The organism is Mycobacterium asiaticum, assembly GCF_001673365.1.
Lineage (GTDB): Bacteria > Actinomycetota > Actinomycetes > Mycobacteriales > Mycobacteriaceae > Mycobacterium > Mycobacterium asiaticum_A.
In genome coordinates, this window is record NZ_LZLS01000154.1 from 18,088 (window position 1) to 41,025 (window position 22,938).

Below are 22,938 nucleotides of genomic sequence, written 5' to 3' on the forward strand. Positions count from 1 at the left end.
TGAGCCGCAAAGCTAGACGACGACGGTGTCGGGCTCGGTGAAGCCCGGAATCAGCTCCTCCGAGAGCGCCTTGATCGGCACATGCGCATCCAACTGACACAGGATCGCGGCCACCGAGGCAATCACCCGCATCGGGATCGCCAGCTTCGGCGGAAGATCCATCTGCCGGGCCGTCTTGATCTGCGCCACCGAGCGGTCGAACTGGCTCACCGTCATCCGCTGCAACCACCTGCGGGTGTAGTGGAACACTTCGACCTCGATGGGTTCGACGTACTGGCGCAGCATTTCGTCGATCTCCCGGACCGAGACCTGCTGACCCTGCTGGATGAACCCGACCTTCTCCATCGTGGGCAGCAGCTCGTCGTAGTTCTTGTCGCGGGCCAGCCGAATCGTCATGCCGAGCTCGATCGGGTAGCCACCCGGCAGCGGAGCCACCGCGCCGAAGTCGATGACGCCCAGCCGTCCATCGGGCATGAGCATGAAGTTGCCGGGGTGGGCGTCGCCATGCAGCATTTCCAACCGCCGCGGCGCGTCGAAGGTGAGCTCGAGCAGTCGCTCACCGATCAGGTCGCGTTCCTCGGTAGTGCCGTGCCGAATGATCTCGGCCATGTGCTTGCCCTCGATCCACTCCTGGATCACGACTTTCGGGGCGCTGGCAACCACGTGCGGTATGAGGAAACGGGGGTGGCCTTCGTAGGCTTTGGCGAACTTGCGCTGGTTGTCGGCTTCGAGCCGGTAGTCCAGCTCCATCTCGGTGCGCTCGATCAGTTCGTCGACGATGCCCTGCACATCGGCGCCAGGGGAGAGTTGCTTGAACACCCCCACCATGCGCTGCATAGTCTTCAGGTCGGCCCGCAGCGCTTCATCGGCGCCCGGGTACTGGATCTTGACGGCCACTTCGCGGCCGTCGGACCACACGGCCTTGTGGACCTGCCCGATGCTGGCCGAGGCGACCGGGGTGTCGTTGAAGGACGTGAACCGTTCCCGCCACTTGGTGCCCAGCTGCGCGTCGAGCACGCGGTGCACCTTGGCTGCCGGCAGCGGCGGGGCGTCTTTTTGCAGCTTGGTCAACGCTTCGCGGTAGGGCTCTCCGAACTGCTCGGGGATGGCGGCTTCCATCACCGACAGCGCCTGCCCGACCTTCATCGCCCCGCCCTTGAGCTCACCGAGCACGGTGAACAGCTGGTTGGCCGCCTTCTCCATCAACTCGGCGTTGACTTCGTCCTTCGACTTACCGGTCAGCCGCTTACCGAAGCCCAGGGCCGCCCGGCCGGCCATGCCTACCGGCAGGCTGGCGAGCTTCGCGTTGCGGGCTGCGCGCCCACGCTTGATTTCCGACACCCACCCATCATCCATCACCGATGGTGTGTCCGGCGCAGTGATCTGGATCTATTAGTCTCTTGCGCGTCGCAATCGTGTGACGGATCGAACCTTCGGAGGGTGGACCGCAGGAACATGGCAGCCAGACAATCGCAGCACGACGCCGCCGACGCCTTGTTTCGGGCGATCATCGAGACGCTGGATCGGCACCGCAACGAGCGCACTCTGACCGAGGACGTGCTCGACGCACTTGGCCGGGCGTACGCGTCAATCTCCACGTGTGTCCCGGAGCAGGGTCGTCTGGGGTAGACCGCTCAGCAACAGCACAACGGATGCCGGGTCCATGGCCGCGCCACGATGGAGCTGGCATGCAGATCGAACTCCAACGTCGCGTTCAGCGCTGCCGGCGGATCCGGATCCGACTTCTGGCCGTGCACTGCGGCGATCACTTGGTTCACCTGGCTGAGGGCCAGTGCGGCGGTGGCCAGCATGGTGGCCCGGTCGGCCACCCCCACCGTGTCGCGCAACTGAGCTGCGATGGCCGGCCACGCCGCGTCGCGGTCGCGGCGATGCAGGTCAGCGCAGCCCAGGCAGCTGGTTACCCCCGGTACGACGAGCGGTCCGACCAGGCCGATACCGTCGCGAACCCGGACCGCAAGGTGCGGAACGCGGGCGGTGTGCAGGTCACGCACGATGCGCGGATCGGTCACCAGGTAGTCGGCTAGCACGACCAGGTCGACGGGGGTGGCGGACACGGTCGCGTGCGGCTGGTTGCTGTGCCCGATCCGGGCCCCGGAGCTGCGCAGCGCGGGTATGAGCAGATCCGACAGCGGGCCCCGGCCGTGCACCCGGATCGAGGCGGCCCGTCGGACCGGTTTGCGGTCCGCACCGATCGCCACACCGGCGTCGACCAGCTGGGAGACCAGGTTGGTCAGGTCGTCATGGCACACGTCGCGGGCTTGGCGGCCGGCTTGGCGCTGCAGCTCGGTGATCGAAATCGGCGATCGCATCGACCGCAGCACGGTCGCCAGGTCGCTGGCGGTCAAACTTCCCGGCGGCTGGACCAGGACCGCCCGGCGGGGATCCCAGCCCACCTGGACCACGCCGTCGGGCCGCAGCAGCACAGGCATCGCCGGGTCCAGTGCGAACAGGGGTGGGGCGGCCCGGGCCATGGCGTCTCACGCTGCCAGCCCACCAGGTAAAGCCGCAGTCAGTTATCCACAGGGCCGGTTTGGGGTCCGGGATCGTCGCCCTCGAGTCTGGCTTGCAAGTCCGACAGGGCCTGGTCGATCCCGCTGGTGTCACCGCCGATGACCCGGTCGATGAACCCGGCCGGGTCGTCGAGGTCGTCTGCAGCCGGCAGCAGATCCGGGTGTTGCCAGACCGCGTCGCGCGCGTCCATTCCGGCGGCTTCGGTCAGACGGTCCCACAACGCGCCGGCCTCGCGCAGCTTGCGCGGCCGCAACTCGAGCCCGACGAGCGTGGCAAACGTTTGCTCGGCGGGGCCGCCGCTGGCGCGCCGCCGACGCAGCGTCTCACTGAGCGCGGCCTCGCCGGGCAACCGCTCACCCAGCGCGGCGGTAACCACCGTTTGCACCCAGCCCTCGATCAGGGCCAGCAGCGTCTCGAGCCGCTCGAGTGCCTGGGTCTGCGCCGGCGTTGCCTTGGGTTCGAACACACCCTGGCTGAGCAACTGCTCCATGGCGGCCGGATCGGTCAGTGTGGCCGGATTGAAATCCCGGGCCAGTTCCTCGATGCCGCTCATGTCGATCTTCATGCCCATGGCGTAGGCCTCGACAGCCCCTAGTAACTGGCTGGGCAGCCACGGCACGTGGCTGAACAGGCGATGGTGCGCGGCCTCACGCGCGGCCAGGAAGGTCATGATCTCGCTGCGTGGCTGCTCGAGCCCGCTTGCGAACGCTTCCACGGCTTCGGGCAGGATCGCGGCCACACCTTTGGGGCCGAGCGGCAGACCGATGTCGGTCGACGTCAGCACCTCTTTAGACAACCGCCCGAGCGCTTGGCCCAGCTGCGAACCGAAAGCCATTCCGCCCATCTGCGACATCATCTGCAAGAGCGGGCCGGCCATGCTCTTGGCCTCCTCGGGCAGGGCTTGCGCCCACACCGACGAGATCTGCTGTGCCATCGGGTCGCACAGCCGCTTCCACGTTTCCAGCGTGTTGTCGACCCAATCGGTGGGGCTCCACGCCAACGCTTTGCTGGTGCCTTCCGGCAGTGCCGTGGCGCCGTTGAGCCAGGTCTCGGCCAAGTGCACGGCATCGGAGATGGCCGACTGCGTGGCCGCGGGCACCGGCGCGACAAACCCAATCGAACTCGACGCGACCTGGCGTGCCAGGTCGTAGTTCACCGGGCCCGCATTCCCTGAGCTCATCGCGCTGCCGACGCCGCCGAACATCTCGCCCAGGCGGGTGAACAACTGACCGAGGTTGGCCATGTCGAAGTCGCCACCAAACCCGAACGGGTTAGCACCCGGTCCTGAGTTGGGATCGTTCTTCTCGCGCTTCTCGCGGTCGGGGTCGTCTCCAGAGGAGAAGCCGAAAGGCAGGTCAGCCATGATCTCAACCGTACTCACCACGCAAACGGAAAGCGCGAGGCACGGTCACGCTCTCAGCTGAATGGCTCAAGTGCGAGGCCAGTTAGGGTGAACGGCGTGAACAGGCGGATCCTGACCTTGATGGTCGCCCTGGTGCCGATCGTGGTGTTCGGTGTGTTGCTCGCGGTGGTGACCGTCCCGTTCGTGTCGTTGGGCCCCGGTCCGACGTTCGACACTTTGGGCGAGGTCGACGGCAAGCAGGTCGTGCAGATCGAGGGAACGCAAACCCACCCAACCTCGGGTCACCTCAACATGACGACGGTGTCCCAGCGCGACGACCTGACCCTCGGCGAGGCGCTGAGCCTGTGGATTTCTGGTCAGGAGCAGCTGGTTCCCCGCGACCTGATCTACCCGCCGGGCAAGTCGCGCGACGAGGTCGACAAGGCCAATAACGCCGATTTCAAGAACTCCGAGGACAGCGCCGAGTACGCCGCCCTGGGCTACCTGAAATACCCGCAAGCGGTGACGGCCGCGTCGGTCACCGACCCGGGACCCTCAGCAGGAAAGCTCAAGCCCGGCGACGCCATCGACGCGGTCGACCGGACGCCGGTGGCCAACGTCGAGCAGTTCACCGCGTTTCTGAAAAACACCAAGCCCGGGCAGGTCGTGTCGATCGACTATCGCCGCAAGAACGAACCCCCGGGCGTCGTGGAGATCACGCTGGGTACCAACAAGGATCGCGACTACGGGTTCCTGGGCGTCGGTGTGCTGGACGCGCCGTGGGCGCCGTTCACCGTCGACTTCCATCTGGCCAACATCGGCGGACCGTCGGCCGGATTGATGTTCAGCCTGGCCGTCGTCGACAAGCTCACCACCGGAGACCTGGCCGGTTCCACGTTCGTCGCCGGCACCGGGACGATCACGCTGGACGGCAAAGTGGGGCCGATCGGCGGCATCACGCACAAGATGGCGGCCGCCCGCGCGGCCGGCGCCACGGTATTCCTGGTTCCGGCCAAGAATTGCTATGAGGCGGTCTCCGACATCCCGTCCGGGCTGAAGCTGGTGAAGGTCGAAACGCTCAGTACCGCGGTGGATGCGTTGCACGCGATGACAGCGGGGTCGCCAACCCCCAGCTGCTAGCCCGAGTCGCTGAAAAGCGGCGATGCGTACAGTTGTGGCGTCGGGACAATATTGAACAGGGAGCGTAGCCAGTGGGAATGCGGCCCGCCGCAAGGATGCCGAAGTTAACTCGGCGTAGCCGGATTCTGATTTTGATCGCCGTCGCCGTGATCGTGCTGTTGTTGGCCGGCCCGCGTCTGATCGACGCTTACGTCGACTGGCTGTGGTTCGGCGAGCTCGGCTACCGCTCGGTGTTCACCACCGTGCTGGTCACCCGCATCGTGGTGTTCCTGGTGGCGGCCCTGCTGGTCGGCGGCATCGTGTTCGGCGGACTAGCGCTGGCCTACCGCACCCGTCCGGTGTTCGTGCCGAACAACGACAACGACCCGGTGGCGCGGTACCGCGCCGTGGTGCTGAGCCGGCTGCGCCTGGTGGGCATCGGCATCCCGGTCTCGATCGGTCTGCTGGCCGGCATCGTCGCGCAGAGTTACTGGGTGCGGATCCAGTTGTTCCTGCACGGCGACGATTTCGGGATCAGGGATCCGCAGTTCGGCAAGGACCTCGGCTTCTACGCGTTTGAGTTGCCGTTCTATCGGCTGGTGCTCAGCTACCTGTTCGTAGCCATTTTCCTGGCTTTCGTAGCCAACCTGGTGGCGCACTACCTGTTCGGTGGAATCCGGTTGTCGGGCCGCGCCGGTGCGCTGAGCCGATCGGCGCGGATTCAGCTGGTCAGCCTTATCGGCGTGCTGGTGGTTCTGAAAGCCGTTGCGTACTGGCTTGATCGCTACGAACTGCTCTCTCATACCCGCGGCGGCAAGCCGTTCACCGGCGCCGGCTACACCGACATCAACGCGGTGCTACCGGCCAAGCTGATCCTGATGGCGATCGCGTTGATCTGCGCGGCGGCGGTGTTCTCCGCGATCACCTTGCGGGACTTGCGGATTCCGGCGATCGGCCTGGTGCTGTTGCTGCTGTCGTCGCTGATCGTGGGCGCGGGCTGGCCACTGATCGTCGAGCAGATCAGCGTCAAACCCAATGCCGCGCAAAAGGAAAGCGAATACATCAGCCGAAGTATCACCGCAACCAGACAGGCGTACGGGCTGACACAGGACGTGGTGACGTACCGCAACTACAGCGGCGATGCCCAAGCCACCGCGCAGCAGGTAGCCGACGACCGCGCCACCACCTCGAACATCCGACTGCTCGATCCGACTATCGTCAGCCCCGCGTTCACCCAGTTCCAGCAGGGCAAGAACTTCTACTATTTCCCCGAGCAGCTGTCCATCGACCGCTACCCCGACCGCAACGGCAACCTGCGCGACTACGTCGTTGCGGCACGTGAACTCAACCCCGACCGACTGATCGACAACCAGCGTGACTGGATCAACCGGCACACCGTGTACACGCACGGCAATGGGTTTATCGCCTCACCGGCCAACACGGTGCGTGGCATCGCCAACGACCCGAATCAGAACGGCGGTTATCCCGAGTTCCTGGTCAACGTCGTCGGCGCCAATGGCAGCATCGTGTCCGACGGTCCGGCGCAGCTGGATCAGCCGCGCGTCTACTTCGGGCCGGTCATCTCCAACACGTCGGCCGACTACGCGATCGTCGGAAAGACCGGCGCCGACCGGGAATACGACTACGAGACCAGCACCGAAACCAAGAACTACACCTATACCGGTAGTGGCGGGGTTTCGATCGGCAGCTGGATCTCCCGCACTGTGTTCGCCGCAAAGTTCGCCGAGCGAAACTTCTTGTTCTCCAACGTGATCGGGTCCAACAGCAAGATTCTTTTCAACCGCGATCCGGCGCAGCGGGTGGAGGCGGTGGCGCCGTGGCTGACCACTGACAGCGCGGTGTACCCGGCGATCGTCAACAAGCGACTGGTGTGGATCATCGATGGCTACACCACGCTGGACAACTACCCCTACTCCGAACTCACGTCGTTGTCGTCGGCCACCGCCGATTCCAACGAAGTGGCGTTCAACCGGTTGGCTCCTGACAAGAAGGTGTCCTACATCCGAAACTCGGTGAAGGCCACCGTCGACGCGTACGACGGCACCGTGACGCTCTATCAGCAGGATGAGGCCGACCCGGTGCTCAAGGCTTGGATGCGGGTTTTCCCCGGCACCGTCAAGCCCAAGAGCGAGATCACCCCGGACCTGGCCGAGCACCTGCGCTATCCGGAGGATCTGTTCAAGGTGCAGCGGATGTTGTTGGCCAAGTATCACGTCAACGATCCGGTGACGTTCTTCTCCACGTCCGACTTCTGGGACGTGCCGCTGGACCCGAACCCGACGGCCAGCAGTTATCAGCCGCCGTACTACATCGTCGCGAAAAACATTGCCAAGAACGACAATTCGGCGTCATATCAGCTGACCAGCGCAATGAACAGGTTCAAACGTGACTATCTGGCGGCCTACATCACCGCCAGTTCGGATCCCGCGACCTACGGCAAGATCACGGTGCTGACCATTCCGGGACAGGTGAACGGCCCCAAGCTGGCCAACAACGCGATCACCACCGATCCAGCGGTGTCCCAGGACCTGGGTGTGATCGGGCGAGATAACCAAAACCGCATCCGATGGGGCAACCTGCTCACCCTGCCGGTGGGTCAGGGCGGCCTGCTTTATGTCGAACCGGTTTACGCCTCGCCGGGAGCCAGTGACGCCGCGTCGTCCTACCCGCGCCTGATCCGCGTGGCGATGATGTACAACGACAAGGTCGGTTACGGGCCGACCGTGGGCGATGCGCTGACCGCATTGTTCGGACCCGGCGCCGGCGCCGCCGCGACCGGGATCCAGCCCACCGAAGGCGGGATGCCGGCCAGCCCGCCAGCCAGTCCGCCCCCGCCGTCGGCGGGTCCGGGAACGCCGCCGCCGACCGCGGCGGTGCCCCCGCCGCCGGAGGCGTCGACCGCTTTATCGCCAGCGAAAGCCGCTGTGCTACAAGAGATTCAGGCTGCCATTGGTGCTGCGCGGGATGCGCAGAAGAAGGGCGACTTCGCCGGCTACGGGTCTGCGCTGCAGCGGCTCGATGAGGCGATCACCAAGTTCAACAACACCAAGTAGGTCGTTGCCGTTATCCGGCCGGCCCATCCGGCCGCGAGCGCGCGTGTCTGCACACCGACACGCCGCAAACGCTGGCATTAGGTGCGCGCTCGCCCCGGGCTCAGCCCCGCGCGGCCGTCCGGAATCTTTCCCGGTAGGCCTTCGGGGAGACGCCAAGGTGGTCGACGAATACCCGCCGCAAGCTTTCGACGCTGCCGAATCCCGCCAGCCGCGCGGTCTCGGAGACGGTTCGGCCGGCGTCCAGAGCGGCGCGTGCGGCGTCGATCCGAACCATTTCCACATAGCGGGCCGGTGTCGTGCCGAGTTCGGACTGGAAGAGCCGGGTCAGCTGCCGTGTACTCAGGGATGCCCGCGCCGCGAGGGAGTTCACGCTGTGGCGGGTCGTCGGGTCGGCCGAGATCGCATCGGTGACCTTGCGCAGCGGAGATTCTGGCGGGGGATCCGCCTCCACCAGGACTGAGAATTGCGATTGGCCGCCGGCGCGCTTGAGGTACACGACCAACCACCGTGCGACGGCGCGAACCAATTCGCTGCCGTAATCCATCTCGACCAGTGCCAGCGCCAGGTCGATGCCGGCCGAGATACCGGCAGAGGTGAAGATGTTGCCGTCGCGGACAAAGATGGCGTCCGGTTCGACCGTGATGCTCGGAAACGCCCGAGCAAATAGCCGGACGTCATGCCAGTGGGTGGTGGCGTCGTCCGTTGAGTAGGCCGGCCTGTCCTAGGATGAACGAACCCGTGCAAATCGATGCGAGCCGGCCGGTTCTTCCCGCGATGGATTTGACCGCTTCGACGAGTTCAGGGTTGATTGCGCGGCGCGGCAGGTTGTCGCTGCCGGCAACCATCACGGTGTCGGCGCGCTCGATGGACGACAGGGCCTCCGTGACACCCAACCGGGCTCCGATCGACGTGGTGACGTCGCGACCGTCCACCGAAGCAAACTTCAGCTGATAGTCGGCGCCGAAGCGGTTAGCCTCGGCGAAGACCTCACCCGCCCCCGCGACATCCAACATCGTCACGTCGTCGAAAACGACGATCACCACCACGCGCGGGGCACCGGAGGCGCCATTGGGAGACCGCATCCACCCATTGTCCCGGCCTGTGTCGCATTTTGTGGGAATGACGGCACAAACGGCCACCAGCAAATACGGCTGTGGCCTGCACACTAAGTTCATTCAACCGAGGAGGAACCCATGGCCACTCAATCGATAGAAACCATCGCCGGGGTCGTGATCCCTGACACCGCCCTGGTACGCGAGGTCACGGAGTACATCCGCGATGTGGAAGACGACCTGCTCTTCGACCACTCCCGGCGGGTGTTCTTGTTCGGGGCGCTTCATGGCCGTCGGTTGGGTTTGCAACCCGATCTGGAGTTGCTCTATGTCGGGGCGATGTTCCACGACATCGGCCTCACCGCGCGTTACCGGACCTCCATGCTGCGTTTCGAAGTCGATGGTGCCAACGCGGCACGCGACTTCCTGCTGGAGCGTGGTTACGACCCGGCTGACGCGGAGAAAGTATGGCTGGGCATCGCGCTGCACACCACCCCGGGAGTGCCGGAATTCTTGGACCCCGAAATCGCTCTGGTTACAGCCGGTGTCGAGACGGACGTGCTCGGCATGGGCCGTGAAGACCTGGTGCCCGAGGCGCTGGACGCGGTCACTGCCGCGCATCCGCGCCCGGACTTCAAGAACCGCATCGTCGCGGCTTTCAACAACGGTATGAAGCACCGTCCCGCAAGCACTTTCGGCACCATGAACGACGACGTGCTGGCACACTTCGATCCGAGCTTCAAGCGGGAGAACTTCGTCGACATCATCCAAAACAACGGCTGGCCCGAGTAACAGAAAGGAAGCAGGAAATGGACGTTTACGAAGCGTTGTACACCACCAGGATGATGCGGCGGTTGCGGCCGGATCCGATTCCGTTGGACACACAGGCCCGCATACTTGACGCTGCCGTTCGCGCCCCGAACGGGGGTAACACCCAGCGATGGCATTTTGTGGCGGTGGACGATCCGGAACTCAAAAGTGAACTAGCGCAATTGTTCCGACAGGCACGCGCCGTCGAGTACGAGAAGTTCAGCACCGGAACGGGGCCGATGGCAGCGCCGGCACCCGGTGTGGATCTGGCCACCCACGCCGAGACAATGCGTCGAATCGAGGGTTCTGGGAACTATCTGGCGGACCATTTCGAAGAGATTCCGTTGTTGCTGTTCGTCTTTGCCATCGACGACCTCGGTGGCGCCAACATCTATCCGGCGATCTGGAGTGCATTGCTCGCTGCCCGCGCCGAGGGCGTCGGCGGGGTCATGACGATGGTGCTCCGCAATTTCGAGGACAGGGTGAACGAGATACTCGGTGTGCCCGTCGAGGAGGGCTGGAAGATGTCGGCCATGCTTGCCCTCGGCTACCCGCGTGGCAAGTGGGGGGTCGCGGCCAATCGACGTCCCGTGCAGGAGGTTTCGTCCCGTAATAACTGGGACTCGCCGTTCGGGGTCGAGGTGCCTGAACCGTTGTGGCCGCCTCAGCAGGATGTTCCGGCGGGCCTTTCCGCGGTGGGATGAGCTGGCGCCGGCCACCAACCGCTGCAGCGCGGACGCAACGCCTTGCATGAACGCCGGCGACGCTTGTGCAATTTCAACCCGTTGTATGGACAAGGGATGTCGGTTGCCGCCATCGAAGCGCTGGTTCTGCGTGATTGTGTCCACAGGAGATTAGCGCCTTGCGCGTCGATTCTTCGGTCTCGGTACCAAGCAAATTGCCGTCGCTTGGCAAACAGCCGTCAGTTCGGATCTGGCAGTGCCGCAGATACCAGGTAGCGCACCGCGTCGGTGCGGGTCCGGCACGCTCTCGTGGACCGGTTGATCTTGGCCGCGCAAAACGATCCAGCGATGGTCCAGCGATTCCTGCGGCTGATGAACATGGTGGGTCCTCGCGCAGAGTTGTTCGGGCCGTCGACGATGTTGCGCATGGTCGCGCAGCGACCGTCGGCCGCGGCCGCGGCCGCGGCTGGCTGATTGTCTGGGCCCGTTGTCCCGGTGACGGTAACTGTGGGAAAGACGTCTCATCGTCACCAGTCGCTCAACGTCCCGTCGGGGAATGCTTGATAAATCGTGATCTAGGAGGTGTTCTCATGAGACAGCCACCGACAACACCCCGCAGTCTGGCCCGGCACGGCCTGGTGTTGTTTTTCATCGGCCTGGTGACAGGTACGCAGCAGCGACGCTTCACCAACATCCGCATGGCGCTATCAGCTCATCTGGAGGGAGTGATGAACGGGACGTTCCTGATGGCGCTGGGTGCGATATGGGATCACGTCGATCTGCCGCCGGAGGTCGAACAGGCGGCCCGATGGGCGACGCTCTACGGCACTTACGGCAACTGGTTCTTCACCGCGCTCGGCGCGGCGTTGGGGACCGCCGCCGCCAATCCGACTCTGTCCCAAGGACATCACGGAACCGCGTGGCAGGAACGGATTGTGTTGCTCGGATTCCGCAGCATGCGTTACGCGTTCCTGGCGGCAGTGGCGCTGATCCTTTTGGGCATCTTCCGGCGAAACACACCGCAAGACAACACGAACACTGTCGACCGCGTGAACGAAGGAGAACGGCAATGCGTTTAGTAGTCGCCATGACCGGCGCGACGGGCGCTGTGCTTGGTATCCGCCTGCTCGAAGTCCTGCGTGACCTGGATGTCGAGACACATCTGGTGCTCAGCGACTGGGCAAGGGCCACCATCAAACTCGAGACGGATTACACCGTCAACGACGTCCGAGCACTGGCTGCACATGTCTACAGTGCTCGTGACCTGGCCGCCGGAATCTCCAGCGGGTCATTCCGGACCGACGGCATGGTCGTCTGTCCGTGCAGCATGAAGACGTTGAGCGCCATCCGCATCGGCTTCAGCGACAACCTGATCACGCGCGCCGCGGACGTGACGTTGAAGGAACGGCGCAAACTGGTCCTGGTTGCACGTGAAGCGCCGCTGAGTGAGATCCACTTGGAGAACATGCTTTACCTGTCGCGTGCCGGTGCGGTGATCTTCCCGCCGACGGTTGCCTACTACGCGCGGCCCTCTTCAGTTGACGACGTGACGAACTACGTTGTCGGTCGCGTCATCGACCAACTCGGAATCGAACACTCGCTGATCGAGCGGTGGAAGGACAATCAGGTCAACGGTCACGAGTTGGAGCTGACGAGATGAGCACCGCCACCGAGATTTCCGAGCTGCAGCCAAGCATCCCTGAGAGCGGCCCCGATTTGCGTAGCTGGATGGATACGCTCGAGGCCGCCGACCAGCTGCGCCACATCACCACCCGAGTCGACTGGGACGAGGAGATCGGCGCCGTCACCCGCGCGAACCTGTCGCTCGGCGGTCCTGCGTTGCTGTTCGAAAACATCAATGGTCACGAAAACACCCGGTGCACAAAGTTCCTGACGTCTGGGATCGGGAACCGGCGGCAGATCCGACTCATGTTGGGCTTGCCGGAGAGTACTACTGATTCGGCGGTCGTGCGTCATCTCAAAGAGGCGTTCAAGCAACCGATTCCGCCGCGCATAGTGGAGACCGGCCCCGTGAGAGAGAACATCGTCGAGGGTGACCAGATCAACCTCTGGGAGTTTCCGGCCCCGAAATGGCATGCCACCGATGGCGGTCGGTACATCGACACGTTCTGCGGCGTGGTCACCGAGGACAAAGTCACCGGGCGCGACAACATCGGCGTCTACCGGGGCATGATCGCCGATCGGGACAAGATCGTGAAGCTGCTTGCTCCCATCCAGGGGTGGGGCGGGCATCTGCAGCAGTACAAGCCAGAGCCGATGCCGGTGGCGGTGGTGTACGGCTGGCACGATGTCCTGCCGTTCTGCGCCGGCAGTCCGTTCCCGAAGGACGTCTGCGAGTGGGACATGATGGGCGCGTTGCTCGGCCGTCCGGTCGACTTGGTGGCCTGCGAGACGGTGCCCCTGCACGTCCCGGCGAGCGCCGAGATCGTCGTCGAGGGATTCCTTGACCCGGACCCGGCGACGTTCCTGCCGGAGGGGCCGTTTGCCGAGTACCCCGGATACCTCGACGGCCATGCGACGCCTACGCCGGTGCTGCGGGTCACGCGGATCACCCATCGCAACGACCCGGTGCTGCGTGGCTCTCTCGAGGGGATGCGGCCAGGATTCCTGGTGGAAGACTCCATGATCAATTACGCGCGTTCGGCAATCGCCTGGAATCTGCTCGACAGCCTCGGGGTCAGGGGCGTCACCGACGTGTGGATGTCACAGGTGACCAACGGCACCAACATCGTCGTCCAAATCCACAAGGCGTACCGCGGGCACGCCCAACAAGTGGCCGCGGCGTTGTGGGGGACCAGCGGATCCATCTGGTTCTACAAGAATGTCACGGTGGTCGAGGAGGACATCGACATCCACGACCCGGAGGCCCTCGACTGGGCCATGGCCTACCGGGTCAACGCCGGCCTCGGTGACATTTCGTTCTACGGGCCAACTCTCGGCTCACCGCTGGATCCGTCCACACCTCCGCAGAAACAGGACATGGCGAAGTACGGCAGTGGTGAATGGACCCGGGTGCTCATCGACGCCACCCGGAGCTGGGAGTTCGAACCGCGCCCGGAATGGGGCGGACGCCACTACCCAGCGGTCAATACGATCTCCCCGGCGCTGGAGGCGCGAGTGGCTGCCCGGTGGGAGGAGTACGGCATCGGCATTTCCTACCTCGACGACGAGCGGCGGGAACTGCTGACCATGGAGCAGCTCAGCAAGCGCCTGTCGGACGTGTAGGTCTACTGCCCTTTGACATTCATGATCTGGCGCAGCGAGGTGACGATCTCCACAAGCGGGTCGGCGTCTGCCATCACCTGGTCAATCTCCTTGTAGGCCTGCGGAATCTCGCGATCCATGCCCTGCCGTGCCGGTATTCGATGCCCATTATCGCGTCGGCCAGATCTTGTTCGGAGAACAGCTGTTTGGCCTTCGTCCTGCTGTACCGGGTCAGCTTTGCCTGCGCACGGTGTCGGCGGCGATTTCGGTGGCGAAGTTGACCAGCTTCGGCCCAAGGCGGTGCGACATGGCCGTCTCCTCGGGCGTTATGGGGATGCGGGTCACTTCGTGGTACTACCCACCTACCAACACCGCAAGCGGCCCCGCTCATGCGGTTGACCGCGCGATTTGGTCAGTCCAGCACGGGTTGGGTAACCTTGCGTTTACCGACGCGGGGTGGAGCAGCTCGGTAGCTCGCTGGGCTCATAACCCAGAGGTCGCAGGTTCGAATCCTGTCCCCGCTACTAGCGGAAATGGTCCCGGAGACTTCTCCGGGGCCATTTTTCGATCACCGCCCAACCATCAGCCGCGCAATCCCGCGCATCACGGACCGACTTGCTCCGGCCCGGACACGCTCGCGCAAGGGGCGAATGGGCAGGGCGGGCGCGCTGCCCAGCCTGGGAAACAGCCTCAGCGCGTTGTCGTGGTCGAGTGCGGCTCGGGTGGCGTCGTCGAGCGCATAGTTTTCCAGCGCGGCGGCGAATAGTTTTGCCGCGGCCAGCGGAGCGAATGGCCAGTCCGAGCCGAAGGTGATGTGACCGGGTTTGGCAAAGTTCAGCAGGGTCGGCAGCGCGGCGGGACTCGATGACAACGCTGTGTCGAAGTAGAAGCTGGAGAAGTCGTCGAGACTGTCGGCCGGGTTGCGGCCGGTGTCGGCCAGTATGGCAACGGCCATGCGGTGGCTGGCGTATGGCACGAACCCGCCAGCGTGGCTGAGGATGAATCTAATGTTCGGGTACTTGCGCCGAATTCCGTTGCGCACCAACAAGTACGCTGCACGAGTGGTGTCCAGTAGGAAGTCCGCGGCGAACGGTAGCACTCCAGGAACCTGCGAGCCTGGTAGGTCGGCGGGATGAATGCAGACCACAGCGGAGCGGGCGGCGAGTGCGGCAAACAGGTCGTCCTGCCCGTCCTGCCCCAGATAGATGCCGGCATTGTTGGCCAACAGCACGACGCCGTCTGCTTTCAACTCGTCGAGAGCACGTACGACTTCAGCCACGGACTGCTCGACGTGCGGCATCGGAATTGTGGCGAAGAAGCCGAACTGGTTGCGTTGCTGGGCAACGAGATTCGCCGCATAATCGTTAATGTCCCGAGCCAAGGCGGTTGCATCCGCCGCTGCGGGAAAGAACGTAGATCCCGGTGTGGATACCGACAGGATCGCGGCGCGGACGTCCAATTCGGCCATCGTGTGCAGCGAGGCGTCGGGACTCCAGTCGGGAAGTGCGCGTCCGCCGGCCTCATCGATGCCGGCCTTGCGCAACGCGTCCCGGTAGAAAGGCGGAACCATGTGATGGTGGGTGTCTATTCGGGCCATCGAAACCATCTTTCAGTTGTCTGGGATGCCTGCGCCGGCGAGGGCCGGCACGGGGTCTTCGCGGTGCAGCACTGACCGGGCACCGGTCTTGAACTGGTTGAGCTTGTCGATGATGGTCTGCCCTTCAGGCCTGTGTCCCCAGATGCTGATGCCCTTATAGGTAGTGGGTTCCCAGGTTGACTCATCGATGGTGATGGGATTCCACCCAACTTCCCACTCGAATCCGGAGGGGGTCACGGCGTAGAACGACAACTCCCGGTCGTTGGTGTGCTGTCCCATTGATAACGCCATCTCGAACCCCAAATCCTTGACGCGTTGATAGGCGTCGGTGACATCGTCGAGTTCGGTCGCTTGGATGTTCAGGTGTTGGATGCGGGTGCGAATCGGGTTGAGCGGCAACCGGTTCACCGCGGCGATAGCAATGGAGTGGTGTCGTTCGTTGACGCGCAGGAAGCGGATTTTGAGCTTGACGCCACTGATGGTCTCGTCGATGTAGTCGGTCAGGCGCGCATCGAACACGGTGTCGTAGTAGCCGCGCATCTGATGCGGTTTCTTCGACGTGATCGCGACGTGGCCTATGCCCGAGTCGCCGGTGACGAATCCGCGGCCAATTATTTGCAGCGGATCGCTGGCGGTGTGGGCGCGGACGAACAGTTCCTGTGCCAGACCGTTGGGCCCGGGAATCCGCGCGAGCCGTTCGACGCCTCGTAGCGCTGCCTCGTCGGGTGTGCCGTCGGCAATGGGGACACCGTGGCGGGTGACACGGCGCAGGATTTCGTCAAAGGTGTCGTGGCCGTCGAGTTGCCAGCCGAGGGCGGTGACGTCTTCGGCGGGTCCGCGCTGCAGTAGGAAACGGCACTTGTGCTCGTCGAGGCGGAAACGCATGACGTCGGGCAGCGTCTCGTCGAGGTGCATCCCGATCGCGTCGCGCCCGAACCGGCGCCAGTCGGCGAAGCGGTCGGTTTGCACCACCACGTATCCGAGATGGACGTTGCCGAACACCGAGCGGACGGTCATGACGCGAAAGCTCCTTCAGGCGTAAGGAACTCGATGACAAGTTGGTTGAACAACTCGGCGCGTTCCCACTGCATCCAGTGACCGGTGCGCGATGTCATGATCAGTTCGGCGTTGGCCATGGTGTTGAGCAGCATCGGACCGCCGCCGGGCTTGTTGACTTTGTCGTCGCGCCCCCATAGGACCAGCGTCGGGTTCTGCAGCGTCTTGAGCCGGGAGTCGCGGGTCAGGTCCATTCGCCACAGGGTGCGAAGTGCCGTGGGGCCCGTGGGCCGACGGAGCGGAGGGTCGGCGATCACGCCGGGCTCGATGGATGCTTGGTATCGCGAGTCGATCAACTCGTCCGGCACGGAAGACCCGTCGTAGACGAGGTAGGTGCGGATGAACCTTTCGAGCTTGTCGCGGCTGGGGCCGTCGCCGCCGTAATAACCGAGCAGGCAGTTGAGGCCGGCGGTCGGCAGCCCTCTGGTCGTGCCGATCCCGCCAGGTCCCATCAGCACCAGTTTGGCCACCCGGTGCGGGGTGTCGAGTGCGAGGCGCAATGCGGCTGCCCCGCCGTAGGAGTTGCCGATCAGGTGCGCGATGTCGATGTCGAGGTGATCGAGCAGGCCGCGGATCATGTCGGCGAGGTACCCGAACGGGTCGGCCTGGTTGACGCCTTTGACCGAGCGGCCGTAGCCGGGCATGTCAGGCACGATGACGCGGAAGTGTTGGGCGAGGGTGTCGATGTTGCGGGAGTAGTTCGAGACTCCCGACGCGCCGGGTCCGCCGCCGTGCAGCATGACGATGGTAGGTCCGGAGCCGGTTTCGACGTAGAAGATCGGCTTGCCGTTGACTGTCACGGTGTGTTCGACGAAGTTGGCGGTGGTCATGCGGTCGCTCCGTTTCGAATTTCTGCGGTGACTGGTTGGGGTGATGGTGCCAAGAGGGCGGCGGGGGGTGGGGGCAGATGTTGGCTGAATCCCGTTGCGCCGTAGATGAATCCGTCCGGTCGCAGAATCACAGCGGCAGTCTTGTTTGCGCGGAACCAGCATCGCAAGGCCCCCGTTCGGTCGCTTATGGCGTTCGGCGCGGCAGCGGCTGTCTCGCTGGTCAGTGCCACGACGGATATCCCGAGCTGCTTCCACGCGGAAGCGCCGGCCGGCTCCTTACCTAGGTGCAAGACTGTCCATCGACCGCCGAGCGCATCGTCGAGCAGGACCTCGGCGCCGGTGTGGTCGATCACTCGGGGTTGAGGGATCTGCCAGCCTGTCGCCTGATGCTTGTTCGCTGCGAAAAACCCTGCGCTGTAATGAGCATCGGGAATCCAGTACAGCTTCTGACCACCGGCAAGGGCGCCGGGCAACTTCGTGATGGCCCGAAGTATGTGGTTGCGCGCTGCGGCAACGGACCGCCGCCGTTCGGTGATTATCCGGCCGACCAACACGGCACGGCGGGTCACTTCGATCACGTGCGGTTTGCGTTCCGCCTCATAGGAATCCAGCAGCGAGTCCGCGGCTTCGCCTCGCACGACTGCGACTAGTTTCCAGCACAGGTTGGCGACGTCGCGCACTCCGGCTGACATCCCCTGGCCGATCCACGGCGGCATCGCATGGGCTGCGTCGCCGGCAAGGAACACTCTGCCCACGCGCCAGCGCTCGGCAACGCGAACGTGATGGCTGTAGACGACGGCGCGCAGGATCTCCACGTTCTCGTCGGTAATGCCTTGGCCGTTGAGGACCCGCCACACGTACTCGTCGGTGACGAGCCTCTTTTCGTCCTCACCGGCGCGGGCAGGAAATTCCCAGCGGTGATGGCCAAGTGGGGTGGGACAGTCCACGGTGGGACGCTCGGGTTTGCAGTGAAACCGTAAGCGGTCGTGGGCATCCCACTGCTTGATCATTCTGGTGTCGATCACCACCCAGCGCTCTGCGTAGGTCTTGCCGGAGTAGCCAATTCCGAGCAGACCACGGGTAGGCGAGGAGCCGCCGTCGGCGGCGATCACGAAAGACGCCCGGACGCGACGCAGGGTGTCGGCCCGCATCATGCCGACCAACAGCTCGACATGATCACCCTTGTTCAGCGCGCGAAGGCATTCGGCTTCCAGCAGCACCTCGACATTTGGAAAGCGGGCCACGCCCTCGCGCAGGACGTGGTCGACTGCGGGCTGGTAGATGAACTGCTGAGGGGGGTGGCCGCAACCGCGTCCAGTAATGGTCGTCTCGATGAAGGGCCTACCTTCCGCGTCGACGAAGGCCAGCGGTCGGCTGGGCAGCATGTCCTGCTGCAGGCGATTTGCCAGCCCGACCGACTGCCATATTCGCAGCACCTCCTCGTCGGTGGAGATCGCCCGCGCGCGGTTGTAGACGTCGGGGTCGCGCTCGATCACCAGCACGCTGAGGCCGAGCTGTCCCAGCAGGTTGGCGGCGGTCGCGCCAGTGGGGCCGTACCCGATGACCGCCACGTCGTAGCTCGTATCGCTCACTCGCCTCATCCGTTCAATCGGCGCAACTTGTTATGTAGCGATCACTACGGTAATGTAGCGATCACTACAGAGTCAAGAAGGGGACGGAAATGGCTGAGAAGAAGTCCACCCGCCGCGGACGTGCTGACGGCGAGCTGTCGCGCACCCGAATACTCGACGCCGCCACTGAGATAGCCGCCGAGCGCGGCTACGAAGGCACCAGCATCAACGCGGTGAGCGCAAAATGCAGACTGCCGGCCAGCTCGATCTACTGGCACTTCAAGGACAAGGATGACCTGCTGGCCGCTGTCATCGAACGCAGCTTCGGCGCGTGGCTGTCGGCGTGGCAGTTCCCTGAGGAGGGACCCGGCGTCGACCGCCTGATCGCGATGGCGACACAAATCGCGAAAGCCCTACTCGACTCGCCTGACTTCATCAGGCTCGGGTTGATGCTCAGCCTGGAGCGTCGACCCGTTGAACCGCGCGCACGCGCGATGTTCCTCCAGGTACGCGAGAAGGCGTTCGCCATGCTCGTCGCGGGGATAGGTGAGATGATCCCCGGCCTTGACGACGCCCAAAACCATCAGCTGGCTCAATACGCGATCGCCGGCGCGGACGGACTGTTCATTACCAAGGAGATCGGCGGCGACTCCGTGGACCTTGTCGCACTGTTCGAACTGCACGCCCGCGCCATCTACAACCTCGGTGCAGAGATGAACGCGTCATGACCGGCCAACACGATTACCCGGTCGCGATCATCGGCTCGGGCAACATCGGAACCGACCTGCTGATCAAGATTCTGCGCAGCGACGGACCGCTGCGCGCCGCGGTGATGGTCGGCATCGACCCAGGCTCGGACGGACTTGCCCGCGCCGCGCGCATGGGTGTGCCCACCACCGCCGACGGAATCGATGGGTTGCTCGCCATGCCCGACTTCGCGGACGTCAAATTGGTTTTTGACGCCACCGCGGCTACAGCGCACCAGGCCAACTGGACGAAGCTCGCGCCGACCGGAGTGCGGGTCCTGGACATGACCCCCGCTGCGATCGGCTCCTACTGCGTGCCGGTGGTCAACCTCGACGATCATCTCGACGCGCAAAATCTGAACATGGTGACCTGTGGCGGTCAGGCCACCGTGCCCATCGTGTCCGCTGTGGCCGCGTGCGGCATCGTGTCCTATGCCGAAATCGTCTCCTCCATCTCGTCGAGGTCTGCCGGCCCCGGCACCCGCGCCAACATCGATGAGTTCACCGAAACCACCTCCGCGGCAATACAAATGGTCGGTGGGGCACAGCGCGCGAAGACGATTATGATTCTCAACCCCGCCGACCCACCGATCCTCATGCGCAACACCGTCTACTGTCTCGTCGACGGTGACAGTGACCGCAACGCGATTACCGAAGCCATCGACAACATGGTGGGACGGGTCAGCGCCTACGTTCCCGGATACCGGCTCAAACAGCGCGTGCAGTTCGAGACCTTCACCGCCGAAAATCCGCTCTACATCCCCGAGACCGGAAAGTTCACCGGTACCCGTGTCACGGCCATGCTGGAAGTCATCGGAGCCGCACATTATCTGCCGGCCTACGCGGGCAATCTCGACATCATGACGTCGGCGGCCAAGGCCACCGCGGAGCGCATCGCCACGCACACCACCGAACCCGCCGGAGCCGCGACATGAGTCGGGATCTCTACATCAGCGACGTCACGCTGCGCGACGGCATGCACGCAATTCGTCACCAGTACACCGTCGAGCACGCCGTGACCATCGCCGCTGCCCTCGACGAAGCGGGCGTCGACTCCATCGAGGTCGCCCACGGTGACGGCTTGGCGGGATCGAGCTGCATCTACGGCTTCGGCGCCCATACCGATCTCGAGTGGATCGAGGCAGTTGCCAACACCGTGCGCCAGGCGCGAGTCGCCACCCTGCTATTGCCGGGCATCGGCAGCGTCCGCAACCTCAAAGACGCTCACCGTGCCGGAGCCACCGTCGTGCGCGTTGCCACGCACTGCACTGAAGCCGACATCTCGGCTCACCACATCACCGCCGCACGCGAATTAGGAATGGACACAGCCGGATTCCTGATGATGAGCCACATGGCCGACCCCGACTCACTGGCAGAACAAGCAAAGCTCATGGAAGACTATGGCGCCAACTGTGTATATGTCGTCGACTCCGGCGGCGCGATGACTATGCGCGACATCGCCCAGCGAGTCGACGCACTGCGTCAACACCTAGACGACGCAACCGAAGTCGGTATCCACGCTCACCACAACCTGTCGCTCGGCGTGGCCAACTCAATCGTTGCCGTCGAATACGGAGCCAACCGAGTCGACGCTTCCCTGACCGGAATGGGCGCCGGAGCGGGCAACGCACCGCTGGAGGTGTTCGTCGCCGCGGCAACCAAACTCGGCTGGCGTCACGATTGCAACCTGCACAGGCTCGAAGACGCCGCCGAGGATCTGGTTCGACCGCTGCAGGACCGGCCCGTACGCGTGGACCGCGAAACCCTCACCCTCGGCTACGCCGGTGTCTACTCCAGCTTCCTGCGGCACGCCGAGAACGCCGCCGCGCGGTACGACGTCGACGCCCGTACCCTGCTCGAAGAGGCCGGCCGGCGCGGCATGGTCGGTGGCCAGGAGGACATGCTCGTCGATATCGCGCTGGATCTCGTTGGGGGATCCAATTCGTGATCGACGACTGTCCTAGTCGCGAAAACGAGGTAGGGTCCGCTCGATGTCGGATAAGCGAAAGCGTCGGAAGGCCAAACAAGCGCGGCGAGATGCGCGGCGGATGCGCTCGGCCCGTCGCGAGCAGCCGGAGGAGTTCCACCTTGTCGATGCGGTGCGGGAGGCCCTAGCCAGCGAGCATCCACTCGAACTGCTCAGCACGGTCAGCATGATCATCGAAGCGACGGAGCCGGGACAAGATTTGTTGCTCCAATCGGAAGAATCCGAGGTGATCGGCCTCGACGAACTCGTCGACAGCTTCATCGACGTCAGGGTTCCCGAGACGACCGCGTTGCTGGCGGTGCTCTCCGAGATGGTCGATGACGAGGTTCTTCAGTTGCGTTGTCAGCGTGAGCTTTCCACGCGTGAGGACGACCTCCCTTCGTGGATCACCGACTTGGGTCAGACTCACATCGACAGGGTCGTGCGGATGACGCATGTGCTGGGCGATGGCGACGAGCTGATGCTTAGCGTGCGTTTGCCCATAGACCAAGAACTGACCTGCGCGGTTTACATCGACCACGCCTTGACGTCGGAGGTCAGCGATGCGTTCTTCGTTCCTGCGTCGCTGGAGGAAGTCCTCGACGTCGCAAAGCGCAGCCGCACCGATCCTGACACCTTCTTCGTCGAGATGAGCCTCGCCGATGCCCGCGCTTGGATGCGCCGAGGTGTAGAAGTCGACGGTCTGCTATCTGGGCTGCAGGAGTCCGACACCTGGCCGGCCAGTCGTCCCCTGCTCCGCTGGCTGGCTCGACTCCTACCCGAGGGCGGCAGCGGCTACCAAACGCCGTCGCTCGACACGGCAGAGCTTGACGACTTGTTCGACAAGTTCTTTGCCTCGCCGGCGGGGATGCGCTTCGACGATGACGATCACCGCAAGCTGCTGCAGATTTGCGTCGACGATGGCACGGGTGATCCGTTGCGGTGGAGTGCAAGACGGCTGCAGGACTTACCGGACGCTCTACTGCCCTTGGAAGAATGTTTCTACGACCCGACCGATGTTGTGAATTGCGTGCTGGACTTACCGGATTTGATGCGCGCGTACGTTCCGTTCGCCCATGCCGTGAGCGGTATCCGCGAGGAATTGACTGCGGAGGCCCAAGCCGCCATCGATGAGATCGAGCCCGAGTATCGGGAGATGGTTATGGAGGAGGCGCGCTACCTCGACGACGAAAGCTAGCGCGTGTCAGACGATCTCGTCGGTCAGTCGGGTTTGTCGTCGTCGTTTTGTTCGCAGAGGGTTTTCTCTGGGTGGTGGTAGCGGTTGGTGCGGCGTTGGCCGTGGTCAAGGTGGGCTGGGGGGATCCATTCGACGTC

21 protein-coding genes, 1 tRNA gene and 2 pseudogenes are annotated in these 22,938 nt (G+C 64.0%); 14 read left to right on the top strand and 10 right to left on the bottom strand.

The window, feature by feature from the left end; all coding sequences use genetic code 11:
- Positions 1-12: 12 nt before the first annotated feature.
- On the bottom strand, positions 13-1,356 hold the full coding sequence (locus A5634_RS15910; protein WP_065144999.1) for a macrolide-binding ATPase MABP-1: 1,344 nt from the start codon (positions 1,354-1,356) through the stop codon (positions 13-15).
- A gap of 99 nt (positions 1,357-1,455) precedes the next feature.
- Between A5634_RS15910 and A5634_RS28290 the strand changes: the two genes are divergently transcribed.
- Positions 1,456-1,629 carry a hypothetical protein gene (locus A5634_RS28290; RefSeq protein WP_155769570.1) on the top strand — a complete coding sequence of 58 codons (174 nt, stop codon included), beginning with the start codon at positions 1,456-1,458 and terminating at the stop codon, positions 1,627-1,629.
- A 5-nt stretch (positions 1,630-1,634) separates the two neighbouring features.
- On the opposite strand, the gene A5634_RS15915 is transcribed toward A5634_RS28290, so the two are convergent.
- Together A5634_RS15915 and A5634_RS15920 are read right to left on the bottom strand one after the other, a co-directional pair.
- A complete protein-coding gene (locus A5634_RS15915; RefSeq protein WP_065145000.1) occupies positions 1,635-2,492 on the bottom strand; it encodes a cyclodehydratase in 858 nt (285 codons plus the stop codon).
- A 38-nt stretch (positions 2,493-2,530) separates the two neighbouring features.
- Complete coding sequence (locus A5634_RS15920; protein WP_155769571.1) at positions 2,531-3,913, bottom strand: zinc-dependent metalloprotease; 1,383 nt, start codon at positions 3,911-3,913, stop codon at positions 2,531-2,533.
- 78 nt (positions 3,914-3,991) lie between these two features.
- Between A5634_RS15920 and A5634_RS15925 the strand changes: the two genes are divergently transcribed.
- Both A5634_RS15925 and A5634_RS15930 read left to right on the top strand, forming a co-directional pair.
- Positions 3,992-5,014 (top strand): YlbL family protein, encoded by a 1,023-nt coding sequence (locus A5634_RS15925; protein WP_065145018.1) that lies wholly within the window; start codon positions 3,992-3,994, stop codon positions 5,012-5,014.
- 71 nt (positions 5,015-5,085) lie between these two features.
- On the top strand, positions 5,086-8,067 hold the full coding sequence (locus A5634_RS15930; protein ID WP_065145002.1) for a UPF0182 family protein: 2,982 nt from the start codon (positions 5,086-5,088) through the stop codon (positions 8,065-8,067).
- A gap of 100 nt (positions 8,068-8,167) precedes the next feature.
- On the opposite strand, the pseudogene A5634_RS15935 reads toward A5634_RS15930, so the two are convergent.
- Positions 8,168-9,149 (bottom strand): annotated as a pseudogene (locus A5634_RS15935) (GlxA family transcriptional regulator).
- 111 nt (positions 9,150-9,260) lie between these two features.
- On the opposite strand from A5634_RS15935, the gene A5634_RS15940 reads away from it, so the two are divergent.
- The 6 genes from A5634_RS15940 to A5634_RS15960 all read left to right on the top strand — a co-directional run bounded on the left by A5634_RS15940 (position 9,261) and on the right by A5634_RS15960 (position 13,858).
- Positions 9,261-9,911 carry an HD domain-containing protein gene (locus tag A5634_RS15940; RefSeq protein WP_065145003.1) on the top strand — a complete coding sequence of 217 codons (651 nt, stop codon included), beginning with the start codon at positions 9,261-9,263 and terminating at the stop codon, positions 9,909-9,911.
- A gap of 17 nt (positions 9,912-9,928) precedes the next feature.
- Positions 9,929-10,633 carry a nitroreductase family protein gene (locus tag A5634_RS15945; RefSeq protein WP_065145004.1) on the top strand — a complete coding sequence of 235 codons (705 nt, stop codon included), beginning with the start codon at positions 9,929-9,931 and terminating at the stop codon, positions 10,631-10,633.
- A gap of 327 nt (positions 10,634-10,960) precedes the next feature.
- A complete protein-coding gene (locus tag A5634_RS29965) occupies positions 10,961-11,086 on the top strand; it encodes a hypothetical protein (RefSeq protein WP_301337114.1) in 126 nt (41 codons plus the stop codon).
- A 116-nt stretch (positions 11,087-11,202) separates the two neighbouring features.
- On the top strand, positions 11,203-11,691 hold the full coding sequence (locus A5634_RS15950) for a hydrogenase (RefSeq protein ID WP_253861660.1): 489 nt from the start codon (positions 11,203-11,205) through the stop codon (positions 11,689-11,691).
- A complete protein-coding gene (locus tag A5634_RS15955; RefSeq protein ID WP_065145006.1) occupies positions 11,682-12,272 on the top strand; it encodes a UbiX family flavin prenyltransferase in 591 nt (196 codons plus the stop codon). Before A5634_RS15950 ends, A5634_RS15955 begins: the two co-directional genes overlap by 10 nt.
- Positions 12,269-13,858, top strand: a complete 1,590-nt coding sequence (locus A5634_RS15960) for a UbiD family decarboxylase (protein ID WP_065145007.1) — start codon at positions 12,269-12,271, stop codon at positions 13,856-13,858. The genes A5634_RS15955 and A5634_RS15960 overlap by 4 nt, the downstream gene beginning before the upstream one ends.
- Positions 13,859-13,860: 2 nt before the next feature.
- On the opposite strand, the pseudogene A5634_RS29500 reads toward A5634_RS15960, so the two are convergent.
- Positions 13,861-14,066, bottom strand: a pseudogene (locus A5634_RS29500) (RtcB family protein); the annotation flags it as partial.
- 221 nt (positions 14,067-14,287) lie between these two features.
- Between A5634_RS29500 and A5634_RS15965 the strand changes: the two are divergent.
- Positions 14,288-14,361 (top strand) — tRNA-Met (locus A5634_RS15965).
- A 44-nt stretch (positions 14,362-14,405) separates the two neighbouring features.
- Here A5634_RS15965 and A5634_RS15970 read toward each other — a convergent pair.
- From A5634_RS15970 to A5634_RS15985, 4 genes are read right to left on the bottom strand one after another with little or no spacing between them, the layout of a single operon-like run.
- A complete protein-coding gene (locus tag A5634_RS15970) occupies positions 14,406-15,434 on the bottom strand; it encodes an amidohydrolase family protein (protein WP_065145019.1) in 1,029 nt (342 codons plus the stop codon).
- Positions 15,435-15,446: 12 nt separating this feature from the next.
- Entirely contained in the window at positions 15,447-16,451 is a 1,005-nt protein-coding gene (locus A5634_RS15975; protein ID WP_065145008.1) for a VOC family protein, read from the bottom strand.
- On the bottom strand, positions 16,448-17,320 hold the full coding sequence (locus A5634_RS15980; protein ID WP_065145009.1) for an alpha/beta fold hydrolase: 873 nt from the start codon (positions 17,318-17,320) through the stop codon (positions 16,448-16,450). The genes A5634_RS15975 and A5634_RS15980 overlap by 4 nt, the downstream gene beginning before the upstream one ends.
- A complete protein-coding gene (locus A5634_RS15985) occupies positions 17,317-18,921 on the bottom strand; it encodes a bifunctional 3-(3-hydroxy-phenyl)propionate/3-hydroxycinnamic acid hydroxylase (protein ID WP_081290466.1) in 1,605 nt (534 codons plus the stop codon). The genes A5634_RS15980 and A5634_RS15985 overlap by 4 nt, the downstream gene beginning before the upstream one ends.
- Positions 18,922-19,001: 80 nt before the next feature.
- Here A5634_RS15985 and A5634_RS15990 point away from each other — a divergent pair, with 80 nt between their 5' ends.
- From A5634_RS15990 to A5634_RS16005, 4 genes are all read left to right on the top strand, one after another.
- Complete coding sequence (locus A5634_RS15990; RefSeq protein WP_065145011.1) at positions 19,002-19,619, top strand: TetR/AcrR family transcriptional regulator; 618 nt, start codon at positions 19,002-19,004, stop codon at positions 19,617-19,619.
- Positions 19,616-20,572: an acetaldehyde dehydrogenase (acetylating) gene (locus A5634_RS15995; RefSeq protein WP_065145012.1), complete on the top strand. Its 957-nt coding sequence runs from the start codon at positions 19,616-19,618 to the stop codon at positions 20,570-20,572. The genes A5634_RS15990 and A5634_RS15995 overlap by 4 nt, the downstream gene beginning before the upstream one ends.
- Entirely contained in the window at positions 20,569-21,585 is a 1,017-nt protein-coding gene (gene dmpG / locus A5634_RS16000; RefSeq protein WP_065145013.1) for a 4-hydroxy-2-oxovalerate aldolase, read from the top strand. Before A5634_RS15995 ends, dmpG begins: the two co-directional genes overlap by 4 nt.
- A gap of 205 nt (positions 21,586-21,790) precedes the next feature.
- On the top strand, positions 21,791-22,801 hold the full coding sequence (locus tag A5634_RS16005) for a hypothetical protein (RefSeq protein ID WP_155769572.1): 1,011 nt from the start codon (positions 21,791-21,793) through the stop codon (positions 22,799-22,801).
- Between the two features lie 23 nt (positions 22,802-22,824).
- On the opposite strand, the gene A5634_RS29505 is transcribed toward A5634_RS16005, so the two are convergent.
- Positions 22,825-22,938, bottom strand: a 114-nt coding sequence (locus A5634_RS29505) for a hypothetical protein (RefSeq protein ID WP_253861469.1), incomplete at its 5' end; no start/stop codon positions are given.